The following is a 12,012-nucleotide window of genomic DNA, read 5'->3' on the forward strand; positions in this document are numbered from 1 at the left end:
TGCAAGCTTTACAATCCAAATGGTAGAAGAAGCCAAATACCCCTATTCTCCTGTTGCTTTAAATTGAAATTAACCATATATATAAATTAGTCCTCTATTTATATTCCCATAGTTTCAACTGAATCTGTCATCCTAGTTGAAATCAGGAATAAAATCAAGCCAATCACCAATAGTGGAATGATTGCAACCATGCCAAATCTGGGATTACCCGTAGTTTGAGTAGCAACCCCTACTAAGATAGGGCCAAGAATTGCTGCAAACTTACCAAATATATTATAAAATCCAAAAAATTCATTTGAACTGTTTTTAGGAATGATCTTGCCAAAATAAGATCTACTAATGGACTGTATACCACCAAGTGTCATACCTACAAGAATAGCCAAGATCCACATGTCAACAGCAGTTTGAATTGTAGCACCGATAAAGCAAACAATGATATAAACCACAATACCTACGGATATCATGATAGTCGTTCCAAGTTTTTTCGTTAGCCATCCATACAAAATTGCAAATGGAAAAGCTAAAAATTGTATGAGGAGCACTATTTCGATTAATAAGACTTCGTCAACAATATTAAGTGCCATACCAATCGGAATAGACGCTGTAATAATTGTATCAACTGCATCAATATAGAAAAAATAAGCTATTAAGAACACAAATACCTTTTTATAGCTTTTTATATTCTTAAAGGTTTTATGTAAGCGTGAAAAAGTATGCGCAATCGGTTTTTCAACGTTTTCAATATAGTAGTTTTGTTTCACGTTCTTAATCAATGGTATGGAAAACAAGGACCACCATATTATGGTAATGAAAAATGCTATAGAAATTGCAATGTTTTCTTTTAATTCTATGATATTAAAATGTGCTAAAACATAAAACGCAAATCCTGCAATGAAAGGTACTGTACTCCCAATGTACCCCAACGCATATCCCCAGGATGATACTTGATCCATTTTTTCCTCGGTAGTTACGTCTATCAAAAAGGCATCATAAAATACATTGGCGCCTGCATAACCAACTGTTGCAAAAATATAAGTTACAAAAACAACTTTCCAGCTTAGATTAGGAATACACAGCAAGAAACCTCCTACAATACCTATTGTTAGAAAGAATATAAACATTTTCTTCTTCTTTCCTTTATAATCTCCATAAGTTCCAAGTATGGGTGCCAATAATGCTACTATAATTGAGTAAATGGATTTTGCATATTGAGTATATGCTGTTGCTACAGAATTTGATAATCCATCCTCAATAGCTAAATTCATAAATAGTATTGGAAACAAAACGGTTAATACCGTTAGGGTGTATGCAGAATTGGCAACATCATAAAGTATCCAACTGCGTTCCTCTTTTGTAAAGTGTTTTAACATATAGCCTCCTCCTAATCGTCATATTTCAATTGTACATAAAAAACTTTCAAAAAGATAGTGTGTTTATTTTAGACTAAGACACATTAAGAACACAACTAAAACATATGCATAACACATTACGATAATATAATTATATTAACAAGTTAATAGAAAATACAATTTAATCCCCTCTCATTATAGCCAAAAAAGGAGAAACATCATGTTTCTCCTTTTTTCTGTCTATATATTAGTTTTAACTCACTTGAAAAATCATTTTACCATCTTCTAAATCTACCTTTATTTCATTTCCAGCTTTCACTTCACCTTTAATGAACTTTTCAGCAATTTCATCTTCAATGTATCTTTGAATCGTTCGACGAAGTGGTCTTGCACCAAACTTAATATCATAGCCCATTTCTAGAATATAATCCTTGGCTTTTTCAGAAACGATTAAAGTGATTGCTTTTTCCTTTGCATCTATGGAAAGCTCCTTAATCATTAGCTCAACAATTTGTCTTAATTCAATCTTATCTAATTCTGTAAATACAATTGTCTCATCAACTCTATTGAGAAATTCTGGCCTAAATACTTGTTTTAATGCTTCTTTTGTTTTTTCAGCCATAGAATCATATCCTGTCTTTCCAAAACCAATCCCATTTCCTTTGGTATTGGTTCCTGCATTTGACGTCATAATAATAACTGTATTTTCAAAATTAACAGTTCTTCCTTGACTATCAGTCAATCTACCGTCTTCAAGAATTTGAAGAAGCAAATTAAAAATATCTGGATGCGCCTTTTCAATCTCATCTAGCAAAATAACTGAGTAAGGTTTTCTTCTCACCTTTTCTGTTAATTGACCTGCTTGTTCATACCCAATATACCCAGGCGGAGCTCCAATAAGCTTAGAAACTGTATGCTTTTCCATAAACTCTGACATATCAAATCTAATGATTGCTTCCTCACTATTGAAAATTTCTGCTGCGAGTGCTTTGGTAAGCTCTGTTTTTCCAACACCTGTAGGTCCAACAAATATAAAGGATGCTGGTTTTTTCTTTTTCTTGAATCCAGAACGATTTCTTCTAATTGTTTTAGACAATCTGATTACAGCTTCATCTTGACCAATTACCCTTTTATGAAGTCGGTCCTCAAGATGCATAAGCTTATAAGCTTCATCCTCTGAAATACTTTGTACTGGAATTTTAGTCCAAGCTTCTATCACATAAGCAATATCATCAATTGTAATCTCAACATTTTTGCATTGATTTTCAATAGATAGAATTTTATCTGTAAGTCTTAGTTCCTTTACTCTACAATCTGCCGCTTTTTCATAATCATCGTTCGCTGCAGCTTCTTCTTTTTCCAAAACCACTTCCTTGAGCTCTTCTTTCAATGCTTCTAGCTCAACTAGCCCTTTGTTTTTCAAATTGGCTCTTGAACCAGCTTCATCAATGACGTCAATCGCTTTATCCGGCAAAAATCTATCACTAATAAATCTCTCAGACATTTTCACTGCGCACTCAATAACCTCATCAGATATAGTTACCTTATGATAATCTTCATAGTAATCCTTGATACCCTTTAATATTTCTATAGAATCTTCAATTGAAGGTTCGTCTACAATAATCGGTTGGAATCTTCGCTCTAATGCTGCATCTTTCTCAATATGCTTTCTATATTCCTCTAGGGTTGTAGCACCTATAATCTGAACTTCACCTCTAGCTAATGATGGCTTCAATATATTAGCTGCATTCATTGATCCACCTTCAGCATCACCAGCCCCAACAATATTGTGAACTTCATCAATAACCAGAATGATATTACCTTCTTCTGTTGCTTCTTTAATAATCGCCTTCATACGAGCTTCAAATTGTCCTCTAAACTGTGTTCCTGCTACGATTGCAGCTAAATCCAATAAATAAATTTCTGTATTTAATAGCTTTGCTGGAACTTGTTTTTCAACAATTCGCACTGCAAGACCTTCAGCTATTGCAGTCTTACCAACACCAGGTTCTCCAATAAGAACAGGGTTGTTTTTAGATCTTCTGTTTAAAATTTGAATTGCTCTGTCAATTTCTCTATGTCTACCAATAATTCTATCCACCGCATTGTTTTTTGCTTTTTCCGTCAAATTGATACCATATGTATCTAGGTTTTTTCTTTTTTTCTTCTTATTGATTGTTTTTGTTTTTGTTTTGGTTTTAGATTTTAGTGTACTTAAATCGTCATCATCCTCTTCAACCTCTTCTTGCTCACTATTTGAAGCAGGTGAATGGGACCCAAACATACCACTTAACAAACTTGAAAATGGATTCTTATTCTCACTATTGTTTTCTTCATAGATTGCATCTGATAACTCTTCCATATCTATATCTTCAAATAATGTACTCATTTGTTCATTTATATTATTAAAATCTTCAGGTGTCATTCCACTTTGTTCTATAATTTGTTCAAGTGGCGCAATTCCTTGCTTTTGTGCACATGGTAAGCATAAGCCTATTCTATTTTGTTTTCCATCAACGATTTTTGTTACATAAATCATTGCTGTATTGATATTACATGCTGAACATTTCATTTTATCACTCCTAATTACTAATCTATATGTCATGTTCTAACTAATTTATCACATTTATGTTTATAAGTCTATAAGCTAAGAAAATTATAATGATATGTTAATGGTTTGTTCATCTTTCTTAATTTATTAATGTATTATCCAAATATTGCCGATATACATATAAACAATCGTATAACCACACACAACGGATTAAAATGATTTTCAAGGAGGAAAAAATTATGTCTAATATTAATCAAGTATCTAATTTACAATCGACTATAGCGACTTCAATATCTGTCAAAACATCTGAAACGGTTAGAGAAGAAGTCCAATTAAACACGAATACTTCAACAGAGGATGTTATTTATAATGTTAAAAGTGATGAAAGCGCAAATCCAAAAAACTTCAAAGTAGACATGGAAAAAGTAAAGAACATGAAAGAAGAAACAGATAAAAGAATGGTTGACCTATTAACAAAATCAATTACCAAAGGTCATCTCAAACAATTAGGCGGCTTACGTGGTGTATTAGAGAAAATCCTTAGCGGTGAAAAAATTGAAGGACTAGACATTGAAATAACTGATGAGACAATCCAAAAGGCTAAAGAGGATATTGCTCCCGGTGGTTATTGGAGTCCCGAAAAAACTTCTGACAGATTCTTAGAATTTGCCAAAGCTTTATCCGGTGATGATCCATCAAAAGCAAATATGCTTCTTGATGCATTTAAAAAAGGTTATAAAGAAGCGGAAAAAATATGGGGTGGCGAACTTCCCGAGATTTCCAAAAAGACGTATGAATTGACGCTAGAAAAATTTGAAGCCTGGTCAAATACAGGGGACTCTGAATAGCATTCGACATAAAAGGAAAAAGAGAAACTTTGATGTTTCTCTTTTTTGGTTGCAAGCTTATTTCAATTTTCCATTCAAATATTAAGACGATTCATTCAATTCGAATCCATAGCTACCGCTGTTTCATTCCTAACCAAAACTTTTGGTATATCTAGTTCATCAACATAGTCATTCATAATCGATACATCTCCATATCCATGATTACTATTGATAAATTTTGCTGTTTTATAGTTAATAGATTCGAAGTCATAGGTTATTTTTATTCTACCCTTTGTTCTAACAAATTTCTCTTTAAAAGAAAGATTAAGTATGTTCTTTTTAACGATTACTTTAGGATACAAGATCTTTAACATTTTATAACAATGATAATAATTCATTTGCATGGAAAACCTATGATCTGTCCCAAAGGAAAAATCATCTATCAGCTTCTCCTTTTTTTTAATTTTCAAGGTTTCTAAATCAAATATAATTTTTTCAACCTTTCCTTCCGCTTTACCGATATCATTGTCTGTTATAAATGGTGAGCAGGTTCCATAGCTCATATATTCAGGTAAAACTTGTGCTTTTTTCAAGAAACCTGAGCCCTTCAAATTCAAAATTTCTTTAAGCCTAATTGTATTAATAAAACATCCTGTTTCAGGTACAACAACCGCATAAAGAGTATGATCTACAGAATATTCAAAGTATAGTGCTTTGATTACATTTAAGGGATCCCAGGATTCTAATAAGTCAGCTTTCTCAAAACAAGTATCTGTTTCGTAAGGATGCGAGATAATGCGATAATTAAGTCCTTTAGAACTGAAATATTCATCTATATAAGCAATACCATATTTCTTAAGGAATAATTTATTAAAATCCTCTTCTGAAAGCTTGAACTCATTCGCTAGACTATTTGCTTTATTTCCGTTTATAGATGGATCTTTATTTAAAATATCTATTTTATCATCCGAAAACTCTTTTGCATTCTTATCAATTATGTAAACACTCATCCCTTTACCTCCAAAAAAAGAATTTCGTTCATTTCCCTCATTTAAGAGGAATGAATTCCATTGTTCATTATATACCTGTATTCATTCTGGATTTTCTACTAGTTTTTCTACCGGCTTTTCTACTGACTGGTCAATTGGACCACCATTTAAGAATATTCGGAAGAATAGTATTAATCCACCCGTAAAAAAAATACCACCTAACAGCGACACTTGCATCCATTCAAATGTTTCTTGTTTCTGACTTGCAAAGGCTATCGTATAATAACAAAATGCATAATTATTAAATATCATTGGAAGTACTTCGCCTAAAGAAATAAGCAAAAAAACGATTACAAATACAGGAACCATGTACATATAGTATATCCCTGTACCTCCAACGAGGTAGTTAATTGATTTTAGGGCTATAGCTCCTAAAAGTATCCCTGAAATACTTCCAGTAAAAATATTCTTCAGTTGATTTGTTTTCCATCCACCTACTGTAAAGAGTACAAAAGGTATAAAAGCTGGCCATGTACTAGAATATTGAAGCAATCCAAGTAAATATAAAGTTACACAAACCCATACACTTGCAATGAATGCAGCTATAACAGTACCTTTTTCAATTTTCAACTTCTTTTTCATAATCAAAGCTCCTTTTTTGATTAAATCATTTTTTTATATTTAGGTTTAAATCAATGTCTTTTGCCAAGCGTTCAACAACTCCTTCTGGCGGATTAAATTCTAAGTCTGCTAGTGCCTGTGTTCTTGTTATCTCCCCTTTTCTAACAAGACTAGCATATTCCTCGTGGTACATTGTATGTTGCATTCTTTGTAAATCCATATAAGTATTGAGCCATACCATATCACAATTCGTAGTACGACCTGGATACGAAGTCTTCATTTGACGCCAATCAAACATTTCCTCACATTTCTTTCTCAAAATCACTTTATCCGTTTTGTTAAATTTAAATATATAAAAAGGTATTACAAGGATTTTATTTTTATCGACTGGAGTGTCAAGATCTTCTCTTGCTAAATATACTTTCTGTTTACTCATTGGTTTTTGACGCTCCATAAATTCATCAAAAAAAGCTTCATCTTCTTGGAATTCTTCAATCATTTCCTCCCAAAATTCCAATGCTGTTTCTTTATTTGCCATCATCGTAGCTTGTCCTTTTGAGTAACCATTGATAATTAAAGGAATGTCATATCTGTCAGCAATTTCTACTGCATTGGCATATAATATGCCCCCACAAACAAAGCAACTACTTAATCCTTTTACCTTTGATTGATTTGTATGTTTCCATAATTTCTTCATAAAAGGAGTATCGTGTTGTTTAATAATTAAGTCAACTTCTAATGCCTTACATAGCTTTTTAACATTATTTGTCGCTGTTTCATCTTCATATCCATGATCATTATGAAATCCTAAGGCCTTGAGTTTATACTTTTTAACAATTTCTATTAAAGCTACACTGCTATCAACACCACCACTCAAAGGAACCAATACGTCATATTTATTTCCTAATTTTTTATATTTCTCTAAACTTCTTAGGAGCTCCTCCTCATCTGCAAAATCTTTTGAATCATCGATGATTACAGAATGATAGTCTTTGCAATAATTGCACGTACCCTCTTCACTTATTTCAATTTTAGGAAAGGTATTTGGTAAAATACACTTTTTACAGGTTGTTATATCCTTTGTAGCTTTATCCCATAGAGCATTTATTTTACAAGTAAACTCTTCTTGTATGATTTCAATAAATGCTTGAATCGTCTCTTGCTTAAACAAATTTTTACTATAGGTTAGCATGATGTGTAGCTGACCTTCTACGATTACAATATTAAAATGAAGAATATAAGGTAGTTGATTTAATTTCCCGGAGGATAAATGGAGATTATCTACTTCAAATGTTCTATCTCCTGTTTGATGATCTAGATCACCTAGATAGTTATACCCGATTTGCGGAATAGGCAACTTATCAAAACCTTCATGTTTTTTTATATATTTTAAAATACCATAATGAAAGCCATTATTAGGAACCTTCTTTATTTGATTTTTTACTTCATTTATTCTCCTTAAGGGCCCTTCACTCTTTTCATCTAACGTAATTTGTAATGGATACATTGAAGTAAACCAACCTACTGTTCTTGTCAAATCAATGGAAGGATCTATTTCTTCCCGACCATGTCCTTCAAAATCAATGAGTAATCTATTATGACCCGTCCATTTGTACAAAGCTTCTGATATACATGTTAAAATAAACTCATGCCCATTAACAGCATATTCTAATGGAATGCTCTTTAATATCTTCTCAGATTCGTTCCTATTTAATGATAAAATAGAATCTACTCTTGATTCTTCTGTATTTGATAAGATTGAATCTGAATAGTCGAAGGGTATCAAAGGTATATCCTTCATTGCTTCTAAATTCCAATACTGAATATCCGCTTCAAAGTCATTGGCTCTCGCGTAAGTTTCTAAAGCATTGCTCCAGGCTCTAAAGGATGTTGTTTTACTTGGCAAATATAAATCCTTTCCTGTCTCTAATAATTCATAATATAAATTTAAATCTTCAATGATAATACCAAAAGAAACAAAATCGGTAATAAGGTGATGCATATAGATTGCAAGCGTTCCTTTATAATCATCCTGTATAAAATAACTTCCTTTTATCAACGGCGTTTGTGATATATAAAGTTCCATTTGTTTTTCAGAAATGATTTCCGCAACCTTTTCATCCTGTAAGCTTGTCTCTACTCCGGATAAATCATGAATCGTTAACATTCGATATTCTTTTTTTTCTTCAATTGTTTGAATCCATTTTGAATCTTTTTTCGTATAATAAGCTCTCAATTGATCATGATGATTTATAACGGCATTAAGTGCCTTTTCTAAATGGTTGATATGAATCAACCTATTCGTTTTGAGTAAAACATATTGATTAAAATGGGAAAAATCTTTAAAATGATCAAAAAACCAAGTTTGCGCTGGTGTTAACCCTATATCTCCTGTGTAATCCTTTTCTTCTTTGGCATCCTTTTCTTCTTTGGTATCCTTTTCTTCTTTGGATTCCTTTTCCGCTTTAGAATCAGTTCCTGCTGTGGAATTCTGAATAGCATTGGATTTTTGAATATGCTTTGCTAACTCTTCAATTGTGGGATGTTGTAATAAATCACTCGTTTTACATCCCAATCCCATTTTTCTTAATCTTTGGATGGCTTGAATGGCCAGCAAAGAGTTTCCACCCAAATTGAAGAAGTTATCATGAATACCGATTTCCTCTTTGGTTTTTAAAACCCCTGCCCATATTTCGCTCAAATCTTTTTCAAGTTGATTTCTTGGAGCTTTATATAGCTCACTAGTTTCTACTTCAATAGATTTATTTTGCAGAGATTTTCTATCAATTTTCCCATTTTGATTAAGCGGCATTTGGTCTAATTGAATGAATTTTGTTGGAATCATATAGCAAGGCATTTTTTCCGATAACTCTTTTCTTATTTCCTCTGCCAGAAGCTCCCTACTAGATACATAGTAACAGCAAAGATATTTTTCACTGTTTTGATCTTCTTTAATAACAACTACAGCCTCTTTTATTGTGTTTGTTTTCATTACATATTCTTCGATTTCACCACATTCTATTCGATAACCATTTATCTTAACTTGTTGATCCACTCTACCAATAAATTCAATAATACCATCTCTTCTTTTTCTAACAAGATCACCTGTTTTATATATTCTTTCCCCATTCACGTAGGGATTTTCTATGAATTTTTCTGTTGTTAAGCTCTCTCTATTTAGATACCCCCTACAAACGCCCTCTCCACCTATGTACAATTCACCAATCACACAATCAGGAACCAATCGCTTGTTTTGGTCAAATATATAGAGTTTCACGTTATCTGATGGAACACCAATTGGTACTGCTTTGTCTTTATCCTTTTCTTTATCATAAGCATATATCATACAACCTACAACTGTTTCCGTAGGACCATATTCATTGTATTGAATAACCTTATGGCTGAATTTCTTGTCAATTTCTTCTGCTACTTTTCTTTCAAACTCTTCTCCTCCAACAATAAAGGCTTTTAGTCTTTTTGCAGAAATACCTTCATTTATTAAAGCTTTCAGATGAGAAGGAGTTAGCTTTATGATGTCTACCTTATCTTCCAAAAGTATTTTGTCCAAACAAAAGTCATCATCCCCATACACTTCAATCGTATTACCAGATAATAAAGGAGTGAATATAGAGGTTACTGTTAGATCAAAGGAAATTGAAGAATAGAACGGAAATGTTAATCCTGTTTTATTCTCATCTCCATAATGGTTTATCGCCCAAGATATATAATTAACAACCCCTTTATGCTCTATCATAGCTCCCTTTGGTTTTCCTGTAGAACCAGATGTATAAATAATATAAGCCAAATCATTTGGATGATTTATTAAATTAAGGTTATCTTCGTTATGTTCATAATCAATGCTATCCTCTAGATATATTTTTACACCTTTGAAATAATCAACTGATTTTATTTCTCTTTGAGTAAGTAAGATATCCGTTCCACTATCTTCAAGTATGAGTTTTAATCTTTCATCCGGATACTTAGGATCTATAGGTAAATATGCTCCACCCGCTTTTAATACAGCAAGCATTCCTATAATACATTCAATAGAACGATTGGCCATAATCCCAACAATGTAATCCTTTCCAACACCATCAATTCTTAACCGCCTAGCCAGTTGATTCGCTTTCTTATTTAGCTCATCATACGATATGCTTTTACCTTCACAAGAGATTGCTATTTCACTTGGAATTTGTTTAACCTTTTCCTCAAACAATTCATGAATGCATTTGTTATAAGGATGATCTACTTGTGTTTGGTTATATAATGTAAGCTGTTCATATTTTTCTTCATCTGATAATAATGGAAGATCCGAAATAGGCATATTGATATCCGCAACAATTCCTTCTAGCAAAACATTAAAATGTTTTGACATTTTCTGAATTGTTTCTTCATGAAAAAGATCAGTATTATAGTTAAACTTTCCATGTAAATAATCACCCGTATCCTCTAAGGTAAGGATCATGTCAAATTGCCCTTCTTGCTGTGGAAGTGGATATGCCTCAAAGGAAACACCCTTTGACGCATGCCTTTGATTTCCGTTAAAATTTAAGTATTCAAATGTAACCTGAAATACAGGTGAGCGGCTTGGATCACGTTTTAATCTTAACTTATCAACCAACAAAACAAATGGATAATCCTGATGCTTTAAAGCGTCTGTTATTGTTGTTCTAACTTCTTGTAGTAATTCTTTAAAAGATTTATCATCATGAAACTGAACTCTTATTGCTACCATATTAACCAGATAACCAACAATCTGATCAAAGTTTGGCTGCGATCTTCCGCTAACTGGTATTCCCACAATAATATCATCTTGCCCAGAATAACGATGAAGAAATAATTGTAGTACCGCCTGCAACATTACAAATAGCGTTACCCCTTCCTCTACTGCACATTTTTTTAATGCTTTTGTCATCTCTTTATTTATTGTAAAAGGTATAGATGATCCGTTATATGTTTGAACAGGTGGTCTTGGTTTATCAATCGGCAAACTTAATGTGGATAATTCACCTTGCAGTTTGTCTTTCCAAAACGCCCAGTGTTCCTCATTCATCGTACTTTCTACGGTCTTCTTTTGCTTGTTAACGAAATCTATATACTGTATCTCTCCTAGTGATGATAATGTGTTGTCACCACTCACTTCACCTTTATATAATTCCCAAAGCTCTTCGTTCATCAATAATAGCGTATGAAAGTCAGATATAATATGATGTGCACATATTAAAAGGATATCATGATCTTCTTTACAAAAAAGATGTACTCTAAATAGAGGTCCTTTTTCTAAATCAAAGGGCTGTCTATGGGTTTTTAATGCAGTATCGTATAATTGCTCTTCACTAAGATCTGCAACATCTAATTCTTTAAAATATACTTGTTGATAACCATGTACAGTCTGCACTGGTTCTCCATCCCTATCAGAAAAAGTAGTTCTTAGTGAGTGATGTCTATTCACTAGTTTTTGAAAGGATCTCCTCAATGCCTTTATGTCTAACTTAGACTTAATCTTAAGTGGAAATGCAAGGTTGTATGCTATGCTATCAGGAGCTTCTTTAAATAAATACCATAATGCCTGCTGACCATAAGCTAGTGAGTACTCAAAAGTTGACTCAGATGCTTTTTGCAATAATAATTGTCTTAAAATTTCACGGTTATCAATTGATATTTCTGGTTTCATA

Annotated in this window: 6 protein-coding genes; 1 reads left to right on the forward strand and 5 read right to left on the reverse strand. The window is 32.7% G+C overall.

The annotated features are described in order from the left end of the window. Positions 1–98 precede the first annotated feature (98 nt). Positions 99–1,370 (reverse strand): MFS transporter, encoded by a 1,272-nt coding sequence (locus CVU84_01375; protein ID PKM96392.1) that lies wholly within the window; start codon positions 1,368–1,370, stop codon positions 99–101. A 232-nt stretch (positions 1,371–1,602) separates the two neighbouring features. Continuing rightward, the gene (locus CVU84_01380; GenBank protein ID PKM96393.1) at positions 1,603–3,921 is read right to left on the reverse strand and encodes a chaperone ClpB; all 2,319 of its coding nucleotides are present in this window, start codon (positions 3,919–3,921) and stop codon (positions 1,603–1,605) included. Between the two features lie 218 nt (positions 3,922–4,139). Between CVU84_01380 and CVU84_01385 the strand changes: the two genes are divergently transcribed. After that, entirely contained in the window at positions 4,140–4,748 is a 609-nt protein-coding gene (locus tag CVU84_01385) for a hypothetical protein (GenBank protein ID PKM96394.1), read from the forward strand. 95 nt (positions 4,749–4,843) lie between these two features. Here the strand turns inward: CVU84_01385 and CVU84_01390 are convergent, their stop codons facing one another. The 3 genes from CVU84_01390 to CVU84_01400 form a co-directional block, all read right to left on the reverse strand. After that, the gene (locus tag CVU84_01390) at positions 4,844–5,737 is read right to left on the reverse strand and encodes a hypothetical protein (protein ID PKM96395.1); all 894 of its coding nucleotides are present in this window, start codon (positions 5,735–5,737) and stop codon (positions 4,844–4,846) included. 81 nt (positions 5,738–5,818) lie between these two features. Then, positions 5,819–6,358, reverse strand: a complete 540-nt coding sequence (locus CVU84_01395) for a hypothetical protein (protein ID PKM96396.1) — start codon at positions 6,356–6,358, stop codon at positions 5,819–5,821. Between the two features lie 25 nt (positions 6,359–6,383). Continuing rightward, complete coding sequence (locus tag CVU84_01400) at positions 6,384–12,011, reverse strand: hypothetical protein (protein ID PKM96397.1); 5,628 nt, start codon at positions 12,009–12,011, stop codon at positions 6,384–6,386. Position 12,012: the final 1 nt, after the last annotated feature.

This window comes from Firmicutes bacterium HGW-Firmicutes-1, from assembly GCA_002841625.1.
Lineage (GTDB): Bacteria > Bacillota > Clostridia > Lachnospirales > Vallitaleaceae > HGW-1.